Annotated in this window: 24 protein-coding genes and 4 tRNA genes; 3 read left to right on the top strand and 25 right to left on the bottom strand. The window is 38.2% G+C overall.

All coding sequences use genetic code 11. The annotated features are described in order from the left end of the window. From M0Q46_04255 to M0Q46_04215, 9 genes are all read right to left on the bottom strand, one after another. Positions 1-630: hypothetical protein (locus M0Q46_04255; GenBank protein ID MCK9582814.1), on the bottom strand; the 630-nt coding region annotated here is incomplete at its 3' end. Next, a complete protein-coding gene (gene carA, locus M0Q46_04250) occupies positions 623-1,750 on the bottom strand; it encodes a glutamine-hydrolyzing carbamoyl-phosphate synthase small subunit (protein ID MCK9582813.1) in 1,128 nt (375 codons plus the stop codon). The genes M0Q46_04255 and carA, both read right to left, overlap by 8 nt. Then, positions 1,747-3,051 (bottom strand): adenylosuccinate synthase, encoded by a 1,305-nt coding sequence (locus tag M0Q46_04245; GenBank protein ID MCK9582812.1) that lies wholly within the window; start codon positions 3,049-3,051, stop codon positions 1,747-1,749. The genes carA and M0Q46_04245 overlap by 4 nt, the downstream gene beginning before the upstream one ends. Before the next feature lie 63 nt (positions 3,052-3,114). Next, positions 3,115-3,186, bottom strand: a tRNA-Glu gene (locus M0Q46_04240). Positions 3,187-3,247: 61 nt separating this feature from the next. Beyond that, positions 3,248-3,320, bottom strand: a tRNA-Lys gene (locus M0Q46_04235). Between the two features lie 128 nt (positions 3,321-3,448). Beyond that, entirely contained in the window at positions 3,449-3,595 is a 147-nt protein-coding gene (locus tag M0Q46_04230; protein ID MCK9582811.1) for a DUF5679 domain-containing protein, read from the bottom strand. Positions 3,596-3,699: 104 nt separating this feature from the next. After that, on the bottom strand, positions 3,700-3,852 hold the full coding sequence (locus M0Q46_04225) for a hypothetical protein (protein ID MCK9582810.1): 153 nt from the start codon (positions 3,850-3,852) through the stop codon (positions 3,700-3,702). Positions 3,853-3,936: 84 nt separating this feature from the next. Beyond that, positions 3,937-4,167, bottom strand: a complete 231-nt coding sequence (locus M0Q46_04220) for a hypothetical protein (protein ID MCK9582809.1) — start codon at positions 4,165-4,167, stop codon at positions 3,937-3,939. A gap of 55 nt (positions 4,168-4,222) precedes the next feature. Beyond that, positions 4,223-4,609 (bottom strand): hypothetical protein, encoded by a 387-nt coding sequence (locus tag M0Q46_04215; protein MCK9582808.1) that lies wholly within the window; start codon positions 4,607-4,609, stop codon positions 4,223-4,225. 125 nt (positions 4,610-4,734) lie between these two features. Here M0Q46_04215 and M0Q46_04210 point away from each other — a divergent pair, with 125 nt between their 5' ends. Beyond that, positions 4,735-5,391: a class I SAM-dependent methyltransferase gene (locus tag M0Q46_04210; protein MCK9582807.1), complete on the top strand. Its 657-nt coding sequence runs from the start codon at positions 4,735-4,737 to the stop codon at positions 5,389-5,391. Between the two features lie 2 nt (positions 5,392-5,393). Here M0Q46_04210 and arsB read toward each other — a convergent pair whose 3' ends face one another. The 15 genes from arsB to M0Q46_04135 form a co-directional block, all read right to left on the bottom strand. Further along, complete coding sequence (gene arsB / locus M0Q46_04205; protein ID MCK9582806.1) at positions 5,394-6,476, bottom strand: ACR3 family arsenite efflux transporter; 1,083 nt, start codon at positions 6,474-6,476, stop codon at positions 5,394-5,396. Between the two features lie 51 nt (positions 6,477-6,527). Next, positions 6,528-6,959: an arsenate reductase ArsC gene (locus M0Q46_04200; protein ID MCK9582805.1), complete on the bottom strand. Its 432-nt coding sequence runs from the start codon at positions 6,957-6,959 to the stop codon at positions 6,528-6,530. Between the two features lie 16 nt (positions 6,960-6,975). Next, on the bottom strand, positions 6,976-7,674 hold the full coding sequence (locus M0Q46_04195) for a cytochrome c biogenesis protein CcdA (protein ID MCK9582804.1): 699 nt from the start codon (positions 7,672-7,674) through the stop codon (positions 6,976-6,978). Positions 7,675-7,704: 30 nt separating this feature from the next. Then, complete coding sequence (locus M0Q46_04190) at positions 7,705-8,145, bottom strand: thioredoxin family protein (protein MCK9582803.1); 441 nt, start codon at positions 8,143-8,145, stop codon at positions 7,705-7,707. Between the two features lie 14 nt (positions 8,146-8,159). Then, the gene (locus M0Q46_04185; GenBank protein MCK9582802.1) at positions 8,160-8,396 is read right to left on the bottom strand and encodes a thioredoxin family protein; all 237 of its coding nucleotides are present in this window, start codon (positions 8,394-8,396) and stop codon (positions 8,160-8,162) included. A gap of 11 nt (positions 8,397-8,407) precedes the next feature. Next, positions 8,408-9,361, bottom strand: a complete 954-nt coding sequence (locus tag M0Q46_04180; GenBank protein MCK9582801.1) for a permease — start codon at positions 9,359-9,361, stop codon at positions 8,408-8,410. A gap of 14 nt (positions 9,362-9,375) precedes the next feature. After that, a complete protein-coding gene (locus M0Q46_04175) occupies positions 9,376-9,747 on the bottom strand; it encodes a metalloregulator ArsR/SmtB family transcription factor (protein ID MCK9582800.1) in 372 nt (123 codons plus the stop codon). Between the two features lie 165 nt (positions 9,748-9,912). Next, positions 9,913-10,158, bottom strand: a complete 246-nt coding sequence (locus tag M0Q46_04170) for a GIY-YIG nuclease family protein (protein ID MCK9582799.1) — start codon at positions 10,156-10,158, stop codon at positions 9,913-9,915. 171 nt (positions 10,159-10,329) lie between these two features. Continuing rightward, positions 10,330-10,403 (bottom strand) — tRNA-Met (locus M0Q46_04165). A 35-nt stretch (positions 10,404-10,438) separates the two neighbouring features. Continuing rightward, the gene (locus tag M0Q46_04160) at positions 10,439-11,176 is read right to left on the bottom strand and encodes a metallophosphoesterase (GenBank protein MCK9582798.1); all 738 of its coding nucleotides are present in this window, start codon (positions 11,174-11,176) and stop codon (positions 10,439-10,441) included. A 24-nt stretch (positions 11,177-11,200) separates the two neighbouring features. Continuing rightward, entirely contained in the window at positions 11,201-12,055 is an 855-nt protein-coding gene (locus M0Q46_04155; GenBank protein MCK9582797.1) for a DUF4032 domain-containing protein, read from the bottom strand. Positions 12,056-12,297: 242 nt separating this feature from the next. After that, positions 12,298-12,383: transfer RNA gene (locus M0Q46_04150), tRNA-Leu, on the bottom strand. Between the two features lie 98 nt (positions 12,384-12,481). Further along, positions 12,482-12,826 (bottom strand): hypothetical protein, encoded by a 345-nt coding sequence (locus M0Q46_04145; GenBank protein MCK9582796.1) that lies wholly within the window; start codon positions 12,824-12,826, stop codon positions 12,482-12,484. Between the two features lie 161 nt (positions 12,827-12,987). Then, positions 12,988-14,019, bottom strand: a complete 1,032-nt coding sequence (locus M0Q46_04140; protein MCK9582795.1) for a hypothetical protein — start codon at positions 14,017-14,019, stop codon at positions 12,988-12,990. Between the two features lie 52 nt (positions 14,020-14,071). Continuing rightward, positions 14,072-14,809, bottom strand: a complete 738-nt coding sequence (locus M0Q46_04135; protein ID MCK9582794.1) for a hypothetical protein — start codon at positions 14,807-14,809, stop codon at positions 14,072-14,074. A gap of 205 nt (positions 14,810-15,014) precedes the next feature. On the opposite strand from M0Q46_04135, the gene M0Q46_04130 reads away from it, so the two are divergent. Continuing rightward, complete coding sequence (locus M0Q46_04130) at positions 15,015-17,057, top strand: ATP-binding cassette domain-containing protein (GenBank protein MCK9582793.1); 2,043 nt, start codon at positions 15,015-15,017, stop codon at positions 17,055-17,057. A gap of 431 nt (positions 17,058-17,488) precedes the next feature. Here the strand turns inward: M0Q46_04130 and M0Q46_04125 are convergent, their stop codons facing one another. Further along, complete coding sequence (locus M0Q46_04125; protein ID MCK9582792.1) at positions 17,489-18,256, bottom strand: hypothetical protein; 768 nt, start codon at positions 18,254-18,256, stop codon at positions 17,489-17,491. A 137-nt stretch (positions 18,257-18,393) separates the two neighbouring features. Here M0Q46_04125 and argS point away from each other — a divergent pair, with 137 nt between their 5' ends. After that, positions 18,394-20,049 carry an arginine--tRNA ligase gene (argS, locus tag M0Q46_04120; protein ID MCK9582791.1) on the top strand — a complete coding sequence of 552 codons (1,656 nt, stop codon included), beginning with the start codon at positions 18,394-18,396 and terminating at the stop codon, positions 20,047-20,049. The last annotated feature ends 136 nt before the right edge of the window (positions 20,050-20,185 follow it).

Below are 20,185 nucleotides of genomic sequence, written 5' to 3'. Positions count from 1 at the left end.
CACCGACTCTTCAATCAAAATTTCATTTATCGGACTTGCATCTATTCCGGTTGCTGCCGCCTCTAAAAATTCATCGCTTGAGTAAACAGTGCCCGAACCAATGCCTCCAAGCGTAAATGATGGCCTGATAATTAATGGGAAACCAATTTTATCTGCCACTTTTAGAGCATCTTCTATATTGTAGGCATAGCCGCTTGCAGGAACCTCAAGGCCAATATCTTGCATTGTTTTTCTAAAAAGGCGCCTGTCTTCCGCTTTTTTTATTGCCGGAAGTTTTGCGCCAATTAGCTCAACTTTGTATTTTTCAAGTATACCGCGTTCGCTAAGAGCTACGGCAAGGTTCAACGCTGTTTGGCCGCCAAGAGTTGGCAATAGAGCTTCAGGCCTTTCTTTTTGAATTATTTTTTCTATGACTTCTGGAACAAGGGGTTCAATGTATGTGGCGTCGGCAAACTCCGGGTCGGTCATAATAGTTGCTGGGTTTGAGTTTACAAGTACCAGGCGATAGCCCTCTTTTTTCAGCGCTTTGATTGCCTGTGTGCCGGAGTAATCAAACTCGCATGCCTGGCCGATTACAATAGGGCCTGAACCGATAATAAGGATTGTTTTAATGTCTGTGCGTTTAGGCATTTTTATTAACTCTGTTATTTTTCATTAAATCTATAAATCTTTGAAAAAGGTATTTTGATTCGTGCGGGCCGGGGCTTGCCTCAGGATGATACTGCACCGCAAATATTGGCAAACTATTGTGTGCAAAACCCTCGGATGTTTTATCGTAAAGGTTAATGTGCGTAAAGCTGACATCTTTATCTTTTAAGCTCTCGGGCAACACACCAAAGCCATGGTTTTGCGAAGTTATTTCTATTTTGCCGGTGACAAGGTCTTTTACCGGATGGTTTGCGCCGCGATGGCCAAACTTTAACTTAAATGTTTTGCCGCCAAGCGCAAGGCAAAGCATTTGGTATCCAAGGCAAATGCCAAAAAGTGGAATTTTCGCATTGTTTTTTTCGTTATACGCAATTATCTGCCGAACAGTTTCTATTACAGAAGTTACAGCCGCTGGGTCACCCGGGCCATTTGAAAGAAATATGCCGTCGGGCTTTGAATCAATAATTTCATTTGCGCTTGTGCCTGACGGGTAAATAGTTACCTCGCATCCAAGAGCCACAAGTTCATAAATAATGTTAAGCTTGCATCCACAATCAATTACAGCAACCCGGTAGCTGCTTACCGCCGGTTTTTTGAAGAAAGGATATTTTTCTTTGCAGGTTACTTCTTTAACGAGGTCGCGGCCAACAAGCCCGCGTGATTTTTTTGCTTTTTCAACAAGTTTTTTTGGGTCAGTTTCTATGGTTGAAATAATTGCCTTTAGGGCACCTGCCTGCCTAATGTGTTTTGTAAGTGCTCTGGTATCTATGCCATCCATTGCAACAATGCCGTTTCTTACAAGAAAATTTTTAAGTGTTTCACTTGAGCGCCAGTTGGAAACTATCGGGCTTTCTTCACGAATTACAAAACCGCTAACCCACGGCTTTTCCGACTCCATATCTTGCAAATTTATTCCATAGTTACCAATGTGTGGGTATGTCATACAAACAATTTGTCCGCAGTAGGAAGGGTCCGTAAGTATCTCTTGGTAGCCAGACATACTTGTGTTAAAAACGGCCTCGCCTTCGCGCTCGCCGTCTGCACCAAAAGACCTGCCTACAAAGTATTTGCCCGACTCAAGAGCAAGTATTGCTTTTTTCATTTACCAACCCATTTATTAAAAAGAATGTTGTTTTTATCTATAACTATTGTCTCTTCGCGCTTTCTGCCAAGGGAAATTAAACTAATTTTTGTGCCGATAAGCGCTTCAAGGCGTTTTACATACTTACGCGCGTTTAACGGAAGATTTTTAAATTCGGTTACGCCTCGCACTTTTCCGCCAAAACACGGAAGCTCTTCGTACACCGGCTTGCATCCGGCTTGCAAAACCCTTGATGCTGGAAAATCATTTATAATTTTGCCTTTGTATTTATATGCCACGCAAATTTTTACCTTTTTGAGGTCTTCCATGCAATCAAGTTTTGTAAGTATAAGTTCATCTACACCGTTTAAGCGCATGCTGTGCCTTGCAAGAACCGCATCAAACCAACCGCAGCGCCTTGGCCTGCCGGTTGTAGCGCCAAATTCCTGCCCTTTCTCGCGCAAGTGCTCGCCGACAGAATCTTTTAACTCTGTAGGAAATGGGCCTTCCCCCACCCTTGTGGTGTAGGCCTTTATAACTCCTAAAACATTGTCTATTTTTGTTGGAGAAATACCCGAGCCGGCGCAGCAACCGCCTGAAATCGGGTTTGAAGATGTAACAAAAGGATAGGTACCAAAGTCAAGGTCTAAAAGTGTGCCCTGCGCGCTTTCAAATAAAATGTTTTTATTTTCTTTGAATGCTTTATCAAGTATAAGCGAAGTATCGGCAACAAAGTTCTTTAAAAATGCTCTTAGGCGAGGGTAATCGGCAAGAATTTTTTTTCTAAGTTCGTCTATTGAAATAAGCTTCCTTAGCAAAGGGGCTTTTTCTTTCAGGTTTTTTTCAAGCAGGTCAAGGAAAACATCTTTTTCAATATAATCAATAACCCTTATTCCAATGCGCGTAACTTTATCGGCGTATGCCGGCCCAATGCCCCTGCGGGTGGTGCCAATTCTTATTTTACCCTGCTCGCGTATTTCGTCTAAGTAACGGTGATAGGGCAAAATAATATGCGCTCTGTCGCTAATGAACAGCCGCCCTTTAATTTCAAGTTTTTTACTTTTTAGGAGTTTTGCTTCTTTTAAAAGATTTTCAGGGTCAACTACAACACCGTTGGTAATAAGGCAGATTTTATTTGGAAATAAAACACCGGAAGGAACTAAATGTAAAACAAAAGGCTTATTTTCAAAAATTATTGTATGGCCGGCATTGTTGCCGCCTTGGTATCGGACAATTATATCGGCTTTTTGGGAAAGATAGTGAACAACTTTGCCCTTGCCTTCATCGCCCCACTGTGTACCTACAACTACTAATGTTGACATTGCGTGCCTCGCCGAACCGGCCGCTACTGCTCAGTTCTATATAGGATAATAAATCTGAAAAAGTACCCCCAAGGGGAGTCGAACCCCTGCCGCATCCTTGAAAAGGATGTGTCCTAACCACTAGACGATGGGGGCATTAAACCCGGATTTTTATTTCAAGAAACAATTCTATCACTTATCAATGTGGCGTAGAAAATGAGCCCGGCGTGACTTGAACACGCGACACCCTCATTAAAAGTGAGGTGCTCTACCAACTGAGCTACGGGCCCAAACGAACCACTTATATCAATGACGCTTGCGCGCCGCATTATGACACAAAAAAAACACTGGCCGATGTTTAAAACTTCGGCCGGGCGAGTTTAGCAAATATTAAAACTTTTCGTCAACTTATTTATTATTATGCTTTGCCAACAATTTTAAAAACTTTTGTTGAACATTCGCCACAAACACCCGAAAGAGCTTTCATACCATTTTTCATAATAACTTCTTTTGAATCTTTAATCTCAACTTGCTTCTTACATTTCATACATCTGCCTTCTGCCATATTGAGCCCCCTTAATGTCGCGTACCCGCCGTTAGCGGGGTCAGACTTGGACTGACTAAACTATCAAAACCTTTTTAATCTATACGAGGATTGTAGCACTACCGTCAGCATTTGTCAATAAGCTTAGTATTTTCAATATGTCCCTTAACTGCATTTTTTATGCCCTCTTCAATGCTTACTGTTGGTTCCCAGACAAGTAATCTTTTTGCATTTGAACCAATAAATCCTGCCCCGCCTGCAACTATAATGTTATTCATAACTCCGGTTTTTTATGCTGAGGAAGGTTAAATGCAAATGGCCCACATGCTTTATAACATGTGGGCCATTTATTAAAACACAGCTTATTTTGTTACTGGTGCTACTGGAGCTTCTTGAACAACTTTTTTTTCTACTTTAACCTTTGCTGCTTTGACTTTTTTGACTTTTTTTACCTTTGCAGCTTTTGCTGGTGTAACTACAGTTGTAGTTGCAACTTTCACCGATGGAACAGTTGCAATTGGCTCCGCCGCATACATTATGCCAACTGAAGCGACAAAAGATACTAGGAATGACAACGCAATAAGTTTTTTCATGTTGATTCACCTCCTTTTTATACAGATTTATTTACATAAGATGAAAGGAAGAATGTTATAGAACTAGCGAGTCGCGGGATAGAGGAATGATTTTAGGCCTTGGAATACTTTCTGGTATGAAGAGATTGAGGGTGTAGAAGTTTGGAATTAATAAAAATCTTAAAATTTCTTTTGGGCTCAAATAAAAATATAATGATTCAGCATTTTGTCTTTTAAATTCGCTATAGTCATCTGTTAAATCATTCGCAATCTCGTCTATTATGGCAAGTGGAGGAAATTGATTTCCAGGGCAATACGATACATCCAAAGCGTCACCAGAGAACCCTGTCGCACAAAAGGTCACGCCGGAAAAAAGCGAAGTAAAAATTAAAATAATAAATGTAATGCGAATAAAAATTTTCATTTGAGTGTTTAACGTTGCGAGCATTCTAATAACTTTCATACTAAAAGTCAACAATATATATCATATTCTTAATTAAAAGTGATGATGCAAGACTTTATTTGAATGGTTTGTCATAAACCTTTACTTCGGGCAAAGTAAACTTATAAAATAGTAAAATGCCAGGTATGAATACTCAAAAACTTATACTCACTTGCCCGCTATGCCATAGCCAAAACTCCTTCAAAATTCAGGGGCTTGATAAAAGAACATTTTATAAATGCAACACTTGCTACCTCATATATGTTGACCCACTTCATCACCCAACCAAAGAGGTTGAAAAAAACCGCTACCTTGCGCATGAAAATGGGGTAGAATTCCCGGGGTATGTTGCATTTTTAAATAAGGCAATAGAACCCGCAATGCAATTTTTACGCCCTGATATGTTAGGCCTTGACTATGGTTGCGGCTCAAATCCAACTCTTTCAAAACTATTAAGTAAACGTGGGATAAAATGTGAAAATTACGACCCAATATTCTTTCCTAACACAAAAACAAAGCAACACTACAGTTTTATTTTTGCCACAGAGTGCTTTGAGCACTTTTTCTTTCCGTCAAAAGACATTGAACAGATAATTTCGCACATGCAAAAAGATAGTTATTTGATTGTAATGACAAATTTATGGAACAACATTGAAAATTTCAAAGGTTGGAGCTATGCGAAAGATTTTACACACGCTTCTTTTTATAACAAAAACACCATCAATTGGATTGCTACGCATTTTGGATTAAAAAAGGTTTACGATGATGAACAAAGAGTGATAATTTTTCGGCTTCAATTATAGTTTTAGTTTTTATCTGCCGCACAATTTACTTCATTAATTTCCAAGCTAAAAAATTTCTTTCTAAGCCAAAGGGCAACATTTACAAGACCAACTAAAACCGGAACCTCTACCATTGGGCCTATTACCGCGGCAAACGCGGCACCAGAGTTTATTCCAAACACAGATACCGCCACGGCAATTGACAGCTCAAAGTTGTTGCTTGCAGCGGTAAATGAAAGTGTTGCTGTTTTTGCATACCCTGCGCCGGCCTTCCAACTCATATAAAACGATACAAAAAACATTACAACAAAATAGATTAATAATGGTATTGCAATTCTTACAACATCAAGCGGTATTTTTACAATATACTCACCTTTTAGTGAGAACATTACGACAATTGTAAATAAAAGCGCTATAAGAGTTATCGGGCTAATTTTTGGTATAAATTTGGTGTTGTACCATAGCTTCCCTTTAACCTTAATAAGCGTAAACCTTGTGATAAAACCTGCTATTAGCGGTATACCCAAATAAATAAAAACACTTTTTGCAATTTCAACTATTGTTATATTTACAGCAAAACCCTGCAACCCGAAAAAACCTGGGAGAACTGTAATAAATACCCATGCGTATGCAGAATAAAATAACACCTGAAAAAGTGAGTTAAACGCAACAAGCCCCGCGCAGTACTCGCTGCAACCAAAAGCAAGCTCGTTCCATACGATAACCATTGCAATACAACGCGCAAGCCCTATCATAATCAAACCAATCATATATTGCGGATAATTATGTAAAAATACTATTGCCAAAACAAACATAAGTATTGGGCCAACTATCCAATTTTGAACTAACGATAATACAAGAATTTTTTTATCTGCAAATACATCTTTTAGCTCTTCATACTTAACCTTTGCTAATGGCGGATACATCATAAGTATTAAACCAATAGCAATTGGAATATTTGTTGTGCCTCTTTGAAATTTGCCCCAAAATACTGACACAAACGGGAATAGGTAGCCGATGCCTACACCAATAGCCATAGCTAAAAATATCCAAATGGTTAAGTACCTATCTAAAAACGAGAGTTTTTTTGTTACTTTTTCAGACATATTTATTCCCCAATATATTTATATGTTTTACCAATCAAAATGCCAAAAATATTACTTCTTAAACTCACTTATAAACTGCACTACTTTTTCTTTAATCATATCGCGAATTTTACGAATGTCTTGCAGTTTTTCTTCATAAGTTCCATTTAGCGCAGATGGGTCTGCAAAACTCCAGTGCAGTTTCTTGCTTACACCCGGGAAAATTGGGCAACTTTGGCCGCTGGTTTCATCACAGACAGTAACAACATAGCTAAACAACTCTCCCGTCTTAAAAAAATCAAACACGCTTTTTGTTTGATTGCCAGAAATATCTATTCCAACTTCTTTCATTGCCATAACAACAATCGGGTTTAGCTTGCCGGGTTCAAGACCAGCACTTTTTACATCAAACATTTCACCGCCAAACACTTTCAAAAATGCTTCTGCCATTTGGCTGCGAGCGCTGTTGTGAATACAAACAAACAAAACTTTTATTTTTTCCATAACATTTCCATTAAATTTATTTTATGAATAAATATAAGCCGCCAAACAGTACTAAAATTCCGCATATTTTTTTGAGCACAACAGCTCCTTTAGATCTCTCGCTCCAATTTAAATATTTCTGCACTATCTCTGTAAATGTTCCGGCTATTACAATAACTGAAATATGGCCAAGTGCATAGGCAACAATTAGCGCGATAGAAAAAACAATATTTGTTGAGGCAACCGAGAAAGACACCCCAAGAATAGGCGCCATATATGCAAATGTACATGGCCCAAGCGCAACACCAAACACAAGCCCCAAAATAAAAGCTGCAAATAATCCTTTTTCCCGATATGCTACTTGCCCCGATTTACCTATAAAAGGCAATGTAATTATTTCAAGCAAGTGAAACCCAACCAAAATAAATATAACAGCAACAAAATAATTGCTCCAATTGCCAATATCACCCATCATTCTTCCAAGCATTCCAGTAATTATGCCAATACCAGTTATGGTTATTAAAATTCCAAAAGCGAACAAAAATGAAAGCAAAAACGCGCGTTTAGTTGAAATGCGCCCTTGATCATCAATAAACCCAATAATTAAAGGTATGCTCGCCAAGTGACATGGGCTTAGCAATATGCTAAGTATGCCCCATATAAACGAACCCATTAGCGCAAATGTCGCTGATGCGTAAAGCGTTCCGTAAAGCCAGTTAAACAAAGTTAATATCATTCTTTCTCCAAAAGATTAAACACAATATTCTTATTTGCAAATTTCTCCTGATTGCATATTTGTTTCACTTGCGCTGTTTTTAGAAGAATTTTTATTTCCCGTTCTGATTTTCTTTATCCCCTGGCTATATAACACTTTAGCAATCTCTTCTTTCGGAAAAAATCCTAAATGACGGAAAAACTCACTCCCATTTTTATCTAAAAATACTTGTGTAGGAATTGCCTGTATTTTATACTCTGCGGCATAAGGTTTGCCTGCTTGAGACCAAACATCATAAAAAATAACCTTTACACTATCACCGTACTCTTTTTCAATATCTGCCATCACCGGTTGCATCATTTTACAAGGCATACAATTAATAGACCCAAGTTCAACAAATGTAACTTGAGTAGAATTCTTTAACTTATCCTTGCAAAAACCCGCAGAAGATAAAATAAATAACAACATTGCTACTACTAATTTAATTTTCATAAGTTTTCCTTTGTTTAGCTATTAGCAATCCATTTTTTTATTTCATCTTTTGATGGGATTCTTCCAGAAACTACAACTTTACCATCTACAGCAAGGGCTGGTGTGATCATCACTCCATAGTTTAAAATATCGTTAATTTGGTCTACTTTTGATATTTCTGCAACAATTCCGGTTTCATTTGTAACTTGCTCAACTAAGTCTGTTAATTTTTTACATTTTGCACAACCTGTGCCAAGCACTTCAAGCTTCATATATTCCTCCATTATTTTATTAACATGTTAAACAGATATCCTGTAAAAATTATCCCTGTTCCAACAATTGCGGCAAACAATACAATTAACCGTGTTTTCATAACAGTTTTTAATATCATAAATTCGGGCAATGAAAGGGCAGTTACCGCCATCATAAACGCAAGCGTAGTCCCAATAGATACACCTTTTTCACTCAACGCACTTACTAATGGGATTATACCTGCGGCATTTGAGTAAAGAGGAATACCTATTATGGTAGCAAGTGGCACGGCGTACCATTTATCGGCACCAGCATATTTAGCAAGGAAATCAGTTGGGGCATAACCATGTATCCACGCGCCAACACCTACCCCAATTAATATATAAGGCCATACTTTGTTCAGTATTTCAATTGTATATGACACTGCATAATTAATTCTATCTTTCCAACTCATATCTAAAGAAAACTGCTCAGTAGCGCCCTTGCCTTCAAACACAAAATCTTTTACCAATTTTTCAACTTTAAGTTTTCCTATAACAAGACCAGATAGTACGGCGATAATAAGACCTGAGATTACATATAATAATGCTATTTTCCAGCCAAACAAACCAAACAACAAAACCAAGGCTACTTCATTTATCATTGGCGATGAAACAAGAAAAGAAAATGTTACACCCAAAGGCACGCCTACCCTTAAAAACCCAAGAAACAACGGCACAGCACTGCAGGAGCAAAAAGGAGTGATGATACCCAAAAGTGCTGCAAGGATATTGCCGATAAACTTTTTTTTGTGTGATAATATATTTCTAATTCTTTCTGCAGGAAGAAATGACCTTATGATAGATATAACAAAAATTATTCCTATAAGAAGAAGGAATATTTTAATTGTGTCATAAATAAAGAAATTAACAACATTCGCCAATAGCGTTTTGGGTGCAATTAAAAAAATACTATAAGTTAACCAATCTGCAAAAGCTTTCAGCATAGAATCCTCTTTGTTTACTTACTCATACCAACAATACACTTACCCTCTTTTCTTATTGCAAGCCGTTTTTTTAACCTTATGGCATCTTCAGTAATAACTTTATCTTTTATGGTTTTAAGCAACTTAATTATATGTTTGCCAAAATCACTATCAGCTTTAGTAATTGAGTAAAAAACAAATTTTCCAGCTCTTTTTTCTAAAACAAGCCCTGCGGTTTTTAACTCTTTTACATGTCGCGATATGTTGTACTGCTTTAGTTTAAGTGTATCCATAAGCTCGCAAATACAAAGTGAGTCGTTTGCACAAATAAGCGCGCACATTATCCTTAACCTGGTTTTATCACTAAGAGCGCTAAAAACATTTGTGTAATTTGTGGGTTTGTTCATAAAAACTCCTTTTTTTGCATTTTTTATTATGTACATATGCGCTTTTGTGCATATGTTACAACTAAACTTTTTATTTGTCAATATAAAACAAAAAAGACCTCATTGGAAAATGAGATCTCTTTAAAAAAGTTGCGGGCGTTGATTTGAATCCCGCAAATTGCGGGATTATGAGCCATTAAGCAATTTTTTAAATGCCAAACCACCTTTATATGATTTTATTTCCCTCTCTTTTCTAACTGCTTGACTACGGGTGTCGTATTCTTGGCTGTATATCAATTCCCAACCACTATACTTTCTGCTCCACTTAGACAAACCATTTTTATGCTGTAACAAACGACGAACTAAATTGTTCGTTTGCCCAATGTAATATTTACCGCCCACAGAAACTAAAATGTATACCGTATATTTCATTGTAAATAAAAAAACGATAAGGTATTAAGCCTTATCGCCTATCAAAATATTATAGGGTGAAATCTAAATTCCACCTTTGTTTCAAGTCATTACTTGAACCGGATTTGAATCCCGCAACTTGCGGGATTATGAGCCACCCTCTTGCTACCAAATATCTATCACAGAAAAAAGTTGCGGGGGCAGGATTTGAACCTGCGACCTTCAGGTTATGAGCCTGACGAGCTACCGGGCTGCTCCACCCCGCGATTATGTATCACTTGTACGGTGATTTTATCTTATATCATCGATTGATGTCAAACAAATCCGTCGTATATGACACTTCTACTTTGCCGCCATCTATTTTAATAAATTTATGCCCATAAGTATTAAGCACTGTCGTGCTGCCCGAATGTGCAATTTGATTTTGGTACATATCTTGCAGGTGAATATGCCCATGAAGCCAAAGCGTTGGTGAAACATATTTCATAAAATCGTTAAAACATTTAAACCCTATGTGGGCCGGATCGCTTTGATCATTAATGCCAAATGGTGCGGCGTGAGAAATTACAACTACACCTTTAACTTTTTTTCTTAATAAAGCCATCTTAAATTGCTCTAAGCGCACCTTTATAATTGCTCTTGAGACAATTTTCTCCATTTCTTTTTCGCTAAACTGGTTTTTGCCGCCGTTATACAAAATTGAGCCGCCAAAGCCGACGAATATATAACCATTACGCTCTTCCACTCTTGCGTGCAAATCTGTCGCGCCGGCAATCCGTTTTACTGTTGCCACCTTTTTTTCAGATATTTCGGATTGTTTTTCATAACCAAAATAATCTTCTCTGTCCCAGCGATATTCGTGATTGCCAAAAACAAACAAAATATCTCTATCTATCCCGTCAACTAAAAACTCCAGGTACTCCTTTTCTAAATCTCCACAGGATATAATCAGGTCTATTTTTTTAAGTTCTTCCGGTGAGCGCAAAACAAGCGCTTCAAGAGCTCTGCTTGGAATGTCGGAAACCGATAGGATATTCATTTTAGAAAATTGCACTGCAACATATTAAACCTTGTTTTTTATTCCCTCAATTATGTCTTTTACTACATTGGGCAAAAGATCGAAAAATTTTGGTTTTTTAAAGCGGCTTACAAAATCTTCTTTTGTAAAATCAAAACCTACATCGTGGCCGGCTTTTTGGCTAAGGAAGTATTTATGCTGTTGTATCCACAAATACAAATCTGCAAAAGTTCTATTTGGGAAACCGTCAAGAATGCGTTCTTGTTCTATAATTTTTATCGCAGGCAAAAAGCGTTTTTCATACCAAAGAAAACTTGAATAAATAATGCCTCTTTTGGCAAGCTCTCCGGCACTATAGTTTTTTCTAAAATCTTTTATTTCTTCAAACAACTTGCCATAACTGGTAAGGTCGGTAACTTTTATTGGATAGGAGAGAATTTCATTTACAAGGAAAGTTTCTTTTTCAAACATTTCCTCTTCAAGTATTATTAAGAAATCCTTTGCCTGCTCTGTGTTATAGCTGTATTTTTTATCTACAGAGAGTTCCAAATCAAACTCTATTTTTATAACTTCCGCATCTATATCAATGGCTTTAAGCTCATTTTTTGCAACCGTAACGCGGTGATGCCCGTCTATAACAAAGTAGTTGTCAAGAATCTGGTACACCTTAATTGGCGGTAAAATTTTACCTTCCAGCATTACTTTTTTAACATATTCATATTTTGTGCTTATTTTTTCTTTATGAAAAAGGAAGCCCTCGTTAAAATCGGCATATCTGCCCAAACTGCCAACTATTTTATCTATTGGAATTTGCAGAACACCAAGGTTTACCTGATGAACATGCTGTAGATTCTTTTCTATTGAAGTAAAATCAATTAGTGTGTCTTTTTCTTCTGTCATTACAATCCCTCTCTTCATTTTTGCATATTATCTGCACTTCATAGCTTATTTCAATTATTACAAAAAATAAAATGGGCAGGGTGGGAATTTTGCTCCTTCGCCTGCTTTCGCACGCTCACCCGCAACCTGCCACCCTCGCTTTTTCGTCCTCTGGACGCGCTTCGGGTTGGCTTCAATTCCCAGTTTTGTTTTTACTTACATCTAACTTACTATCAAAAACAGTTTTCTCTATAAAAATAAAATGGGCAGGGTGGGAATTGAACCCACACGGCCCTTGCGGGCCTCAGGATTTTAAGTCCTGTGCGTCTGCCAGTTCCGCCACCTGCCCAAATTATACAACTATGAATGTACCATTGGTGTTGCAACTGCAAATACAACGCGTATATTATACATTTTTTTAGCACACAAATAAATTGAAATTTGCTTTTATTGTTCTTGTTCAATGTGAAATTTATGAAGCAGGCGGTGAATTATAGGGGCAAATATAATAGCCGCTATGGTAATAAGCGCAAGACCGCTATAAATTGCGTAAAAACCGGCAAATATTTTACCGTTTTGCGTATGCATTTGAGCAAGAGGCCCCATACCGGAAAGAATCATGGCTGCGTTTACAAAAGAATCAACCAATGAAAGATTTTCGTAATAATGATAACCGAACATTCCTATTAACAAAGATATGGCTATTAACACTATCCCTACTAAACCGCTAAAAAGCATGCGCATTACAAACTTTCTTTGCGAAACAAGCGGGTGATGGCGAGATTCAAACATAATTACACTCCATATCTTTACAAAATATCATATCCGGACAGAATCACTATTTAGCTGCGATTTATTCAAATATATAACTTTATAAAGTTTGTCAAAATTGGCATATGTTTATAAAGTTACTGTTTGGAAAATCTGTGGTTTTTAAAGCTTCTTTCAAAAAATTATTTAAAGCGAGGTCTTGCGCCACGGGGTGCAGGCCAAGATGGTCTGCCACTGTTGCCTTTTGCAAATTTGCTAAATGGTTTACTACCTCTTTCGCCAGAACTATGGGTGCCTGAAGGTTTTTCACCGCGAGGACTGTATTCTTTTCTTGCTGTATCTGATGACGGAAACCGCGAAGGTGCACCATCTCTTCTTTTCGGGTCAAATGGTTTACTAAAAGTTTTATAGGCTGGTCTTTCTCCGCGAGGCGCTGGCCAGGCAGGTCTGCTGCTATTATCGCGTTTTGCAAATTGACCATATGGTTTACTACTTCTCTCCCCAGAACTATGCTGACCAAAAGGTCTTTCACTGCGGGGTTTAAATTCCTGCCTACCTGCATCTCGTGACGGGAACTGTGAAGGAGCACTGTCTCTTCTTTTTGAATCGTATGATTTTCTTGCACCAACATTATGCGCTGATCTTTCCCCTAAAGGAGCTGGCCAAGCAGTCCTGCTGCTGCTATTATTACGATTTGTAAATTGTCCGTATGGTTTACTACTTCTTCTGGCTGAACTATGCTGGCCAGAAGGTCTTTCGCCGCGGGGACTGTATTCTTTTCTTGCCGAATCCTTTGGCGGGAACTTGGAATTAGCATTTGCACTTATTTGCCTACTGTGATGTTTAATATACCCGGGCTTAAACATCGGCCTTACTGCTTGTGTTGGCTGAGATGTTCCAGATTCTTGACGAATTGTGGGCTGTGCAGTTGTGGTTTGCGGTTTGTTATATTCCGGTGAATCGCCAGACCTAAGTTTTGCATTTGTTTTCTTTACCTTAATTTTATCTTTTAATATTCGTGTGCGATCCAGTGCCCTTATTGCAGCCTCTGCTTCGTGTTGGCCTGGCATCTCAACAAACCCAAATCCTTTTGATAGCCCTGTTAAATTATCCATTACAATTGTAACCGAAGTAACTACACCAAATGGGCGAAACTTCTCCATCAATTCTTCTTCAGTAACAATTTTTGATAAATTACGAACTAATATATTCATTTAAACATTTCCCCTATCCTATATTCATTTCAATTACTATTTTATTATTGTTTTAAAAACTAAATGTTGCTCCTAAAGCTATGTAGTGCAATAGTGCAAAATTATAAACAACATCATTATCTGCACCGCCCTCTAACACACGATACCCTAATTTAAATGCAAGAGTAGCATCGTACTTGTACTGCAAAGCCACTAAAACATCTTCTGCCCTGCCTTGAGGTGCGGCTAATGCATCACCTTGGCAAAGTACAGAAAAATCATTATCAAACGCATCCCATTGCACTTTAAAAGCTATTAACGGAACCAAACCAGTATTTTGTTTTTCAGTAATAGTTGCACCATCTGAAAGCTTTATTGAGGCATCTCGTATTTTTGCTGTCAAACCAAGCCAAGTTTTAACTTTTTTGCTTTCTTGCACAAGATACAAATAACGCAACCGATACGAATCAAACCTATATGTTCCATTTATTTGTGACCCAGTTGCAAATGTTTTATCTGTAAAGGTAATTGGAGTTTTGAGTGTGCCTTCGGTTTTTAGTGTTAATGGAGCAATAAGCAATTCAAATGAGCTTTTTGGTGATATTTCATCTATTATTGTTGTGCGCCAAAAAAAATCACTTTTAATAGAAAGGTCTTGGGTTGATAAAGAAAACCTTGTACCTGTGTTGCCAGGAATTTGAACATCATTATAACCGCTTTGCACTAAACCTGCTTCGTAATCTACCTTAAGGCCTGCATAAAGACACTGCGAAAAAAGTGCAACAATAAGTAAAGCTAAAATATTTTTCATTTGTGTAATCTCCTATGCTTTACAAGTCGGATGTTTTAACTTGTTAGCATTAACCATTACTGCTTGATTATACACCATCCCAAGGAACACTTCAACCTGGACTTTGCAATTTTGTATAATGACCATCACGGCAAATAAAATATCCTACTTGATACTGCCCGGAAGCAACCATATCAATTTGTAAATAAACGGAAAATAAACAAACATGTCATTAATTAGTTTACGCAATATTCGTGTGGCCTTTGACGGCCCATTAGTTTTAGAAGACCTTTCCATAGATATACATAAAGGTCAACGCATTTGTATTCTTGGGCGTAACGGCTCGGGCAAGTCCACCTTAATGCGTATAATAAATGGTGATTTAAAGCCCGATGCTGGTGAGATCATTATTTCACCTGGGCTAAAGGTAAGCTACCTCACGCAAGATGTACCAGATAATCCCGAACTTTGTAATAGGTTTGTGAACCGAGGCGAAAGAGACGGAGGCAGTTTTGACGCAAAAACTGCAGATAATGGTAATTCCATTAGCAAGGGTTTTGCGGATAAAAATGTCCCGTATCTTGCGACGAATTCCAAATCCTATTGCAAAATTCGGGATAGTATTACAGGCAGTGCGTTTGATATTGTCGCGCAAGGTGCAGGTAAAATTGGCGAAAGCTTGGCAGAGTATCACCGCCAGCTGGCTAATCCAACAGATGACGATTTGTTTCACAAACTTCAGCACGATTTAACCGAGCATAACGGGTGGCAAATAGAAGCAGTTATAAACCGCGTGCTTGACCAAGTACAGGTAAACCCCGATGTTGAATTTGCATCACTCTCTGGCGGAATTCGCAGGCGTGTATTTCTCGCCCGTGCGCTTGTAAACGAACCTGACATTTTATTGCTTGATGAGCCAACCAACCATTTAGATTTAGAGTCAATTAAATGGCTTGAAAATTTTTTATTAACCGCAAGGCTTACGGTACTTTTTGTAACCCATGACAGACGACTTTTAAAAAAATTGGCTACCCGAATTGTTGAAATAGATAGAGGAAAGATAATTGATTGGAGCTGTGACTACCTAACATTTTTAGTTAGAAAAGAGGCAGTACTAGAAAACGAAGAAAGAGCGAACTCTGAATTTGACAAAAAACTTGCTCAAGAAGAAATTTGGATACGCAAAGGCGTAAAAGCACGGAGCACACGAGCCGAGGGCCGTGTTAACGCGCTTAAAAAAATGCGCGAAGAACGCAAAAAGCGCCGAGAACGCACCGGCAATGTTGCTATGACTATTAGTGAAGGAGAACGCTCTGGCAACAAAGTGCTTGAAGCTAAAAATATTTCATTTGCTTATAACGATAAATTAATTATAAATAACTTTTCATTCTACCTTACCCGAGGAGACCGCATAGGTATAATAGGCCCAAATGGATGCGGCAAAACTACACTCTTAAACCTTTTGCTAGACAGAATTAAACCACAAACTGGGACAGTTGACCTTGGGGCAAATGTAACCCCTTTATATTTTGACCAGCTTCGTAAAGGCATAGACACCGAAAAAACCGTTTGGGAAAATGTTGCTACCGGCGGCGGTGACACCGTAATTGTTAATGGAAACTCCCGTCATATAATAAGTTATCTGCAGGATTTTTTGTTTACATCAGAGAGGGCAAGAACACGCGTAAAATGGCTTTCGGGCGGGGAACGCCACCGTTTACTGCTTGCGCGCTTATTTACAATACCGTCAAACCTGCTTGTTTTTGATGAACCAACTAACGACCTTGATACAGAAACATTGGAACTTTTAGAAGAGGTTTTGTTGCAGTACGAAGGAACTTTAATTGTGGTCAGTCATGACAGGGAGTTTTTAAACAATGTTGTAACATCGGCATTGATATTTAGAAAGGATTATAAGATTGACGAATATGTGGGCGGCTATGATGATTGGGAACGCCAAATAGAAAATAGCACCGAACCACCAAAACCACTACCTTTGGTCAAAAAGAAAAAGTTAGCATCTAAACCAATAATTAAAGTCCCACGAAATATATCCGTGAAAGAAAAACGAGAACTTGAAACTATTGCATCTATTATTGAAACATTGGAAAGTGAACAGCGCAATATCCACACACAACTTGCCGACTTTACACAATGCCAAAAACCTGGTTTTACAACTCAGTCAAAAGCCCGCCTTGCAGAAATTGAAGCAGAACTATCCAAAACATTTTCACGATGGGAAGAGTTGGAGACCTTAAATAAGAATTGATTTAAACCGCGGGGCTATCCTGCCCCTGCGCCCCTGTGATACTTTTCTTTGAATGCCCAAAGAAAAGTAACCAAAAGAAATGCACCCACGGTGGCTATTCACTCGCATTTTTTTGGCGTCTACGGAAACTCGCCTCGCCACTTTGTGGCGGGCTCAAACATCCTTGCCGAAAACTCCAAAAAAATGCTCTCCCATGGTCAGCCAAAGTGGGATTGAAAAACTATCAAGAAATGAATCAAACATACCACAATTGAAATTGTGGATACGATTCTTTGTCAGTGAAATCTAACAATCTGTCATCTTGCCATACAAGTTCAGTAAAATTTTCTAAATCTTCACCATATCCACGACACATTACTTTAAGTCGATTGAATGGATTTAATCGTAGAATGTTTTTTGCAAAAAATGGCGAGAGTTTAATTTCCATAATTTTATATTGACCGATAATTGCCTCTAGTAGTAAATTCGAGATATCGTTTATCTCGTAGAAACTGTAATTGCTGGCGAATTTTATCTTTAATATGGCTATTACCGGGATGTTTTTTTCTTAATTCGTTTTCAAATTCATAAACCTCATTAAGGGAAAAATCCTTACTTCCAATTTTATCAATGCATATCATAATATCCAATAACCAACCCTTTGCTTTTACTTCTTTTTCTTGTCGTAAAAACATTGTCTTTTGCCATTCAGCAAGCACTTTTTCTTTTGGCACAACCTGTTTATCTTTAATAAAATATATTTTTCCAGTTTGCGGAATGCTTTGTAGAAGAATATTGCAACCAATCCAACCTGCTCTTTTTGCAGTAACAGCCAATGGCTTTCTCTTTTCGACAATTTCTGGAATAAAATAGTGTTTTGGTACTACAAACAAGTTCTTTACCTGTAAACTAAAACTATCATAATTAAGAAGAAACAAGCTAGGATTATTATCACTTCCAAGCCTTTCCATCATTGTTCGATATGCCCCATCAACAATTTTAACCCCTACAGAAGCATTTTTACTTTTCAGTTCATACTCTTCTTTACATTTACTACAAAAAAAATCTGCAACGGGTCGATTGTTTTCATACTTTTCTATATTTGCACCGCAATTAGGACAATAAACTTCACTGTAAAACCATGCCTCAGTTTGGACTCTTATTTTCTGTGAAGCACTGTTATAACCATATGCAATATTTTTATCAAGAAGAATATTCACAAATAATTATCCTTATTTACAATCAACCTTCCCCCAACTATTCGTATTTTATAGCTTTACCTGCAATAAGTAAAGTGTAACTTTCTTTACTACCCTTATTTGACGGAAATGGGGGTTTATGGTAAAATTCACTCACTATGTTTAAAAAACTTATTAAAATTAAGGTAGCAGATGCATTAAAAGAGTTTATTGAAAAAAACTCTATTGATAATACTTTTGATTTTGCCGTTGAGCAAACCCCTAAAAACATACCAAGCGATTTTGCCATTAATGCGGCTATGTTACTTGCCAAAAAACTTAAAACTAACCCCCACCAATTAGCACAAGAGCTGTGCCCGCAAATTCAAGAAGCGTTAAAAGGCATCGCCTCTAAAGTTGAAGTTGCTGGTGCCGGGTTTATTAATGTTTACCTTTCAGATGAGTTTACACACTCCTGCCTAAAAGATATTTTAGACGAGAAAGGCATGTTTGGCAAAAGCAGTTCTGGCCATAACGAAAGTGTGCTTATTGAGTTCGTTTCTGCAAACCCAACCGGGCCATTACACATTGGGCATGGGCGTGGCGCTGCTATTGGCGATTCATTAGCAAGAATATTTTCACACGCTGGGTATAATGTAACAAAAGAGTATTATATTAACGATGCTGGTAACCAGATGGAAAACTTGGGTAAATCGGTGCAGGCACGCTACCTTGAGCTAAAGGGCGAGAAAACAGAGTTCCCCGAAGATGGCTACCACGGCCAATACATTAACGATATTGCAAAAAAACTTTTTGATGAAAACACGCAAAACATAAATTTTACGCAAGTTGCCATAAAAGAAATAATGCAGATGATTAAAAGCGACCTTTCGGCTTTTGATGTGGAGTTTGATACTTGGTTTTCTGAAAAGACACTTGCCTCAATTACTGATAGCGAAGGCAAAACTGAGGTTGATAAGGCATGTGAGTATTTGCAAAGAAAAGAGATGGCATACGAAAAAGATGGTGCGCTTTGGTTTGCATCGGAAAAATTTGGCGACGACAAAGATCGCGTTTTAAAACGCGACGACGGCCGCTACACATACATTGCATCGGACATTGCTTACCATAAAAATAAGCTTGAACGCGGATATACAAAACTTATTAACCTTTGGGGTGCAGACCACCACGGCTATGTTGCCCGATTAAAGGCGTCTATTGAGGCGTTGGGCTCAAACCCCGAGGCACTTACAATTATTCTTTACCAACTTGTTTCACTTATGCGTAATGGCAAGCCGGTTGTGATGTCTACCCGTTCAGGTGAGTTTATTGCGCTTCAAGAAGTTATTGACGAGGTTGGTAAAGACGCATGCCGTTTCTTTTTCTTGCTTAGGGCACCTGGCTCACAATTGGACTTTGACTTGGAACTTGCAAAGAAACAATCCAGCGAGAACCCTGTATTTTATATTCAGTATGTTTATGCACGGTGCGCGTCTATTTTAGCTCAAGCAAAGAAGAACAATTTGCCCAATAATGATACAAATTCAGACATTGACCTATCTGTACTTACCCAAAAAGACGAGTTAGCACTTATTAAACAACTTGCGTTGCTTCCTGATGTGGTTGATAACTGTATTAAAAACTTATCGCCCCATTTTTTAACAACTTACCTTATGGAAACTGCCGATAATTTTCACCGCTTTTACGAAAACTGCAAAGTTCTTTGTGAAGACGAGAAAGTTTCAAAAGCACGGTTGGCACTTGTTGAAGCGGTTATGACTATTGTTAGAAATACTATGTGGCTTTTGGGAGTTTCCACCCCGGATAAGATGTAACTTCGGTTCAATATTGAATATGCGTTTTCTCCTCTCCCTTGAATGGGAGAGGACTGAGGTGAGGGCGGGAAACGCAGTGAGGGATCTTGGTTTTTACTGTCATTGCGTCAGCCCAAGGGGCTAGATCTCGCCAAAG

The organism is Endomicrobiales bacterium (genome assembly GCA_023228045.1).
In the GTDB taxonomy this organism is placed as follows: domain Bacteria; phylum Elusimicrobiota; class Endomicrobiia; order Endomicrobiales; family JALOBY01; genus JALOBY01.
This window is presented reverse-complemented; position numbering and strand designations above follow the sequence as displayed.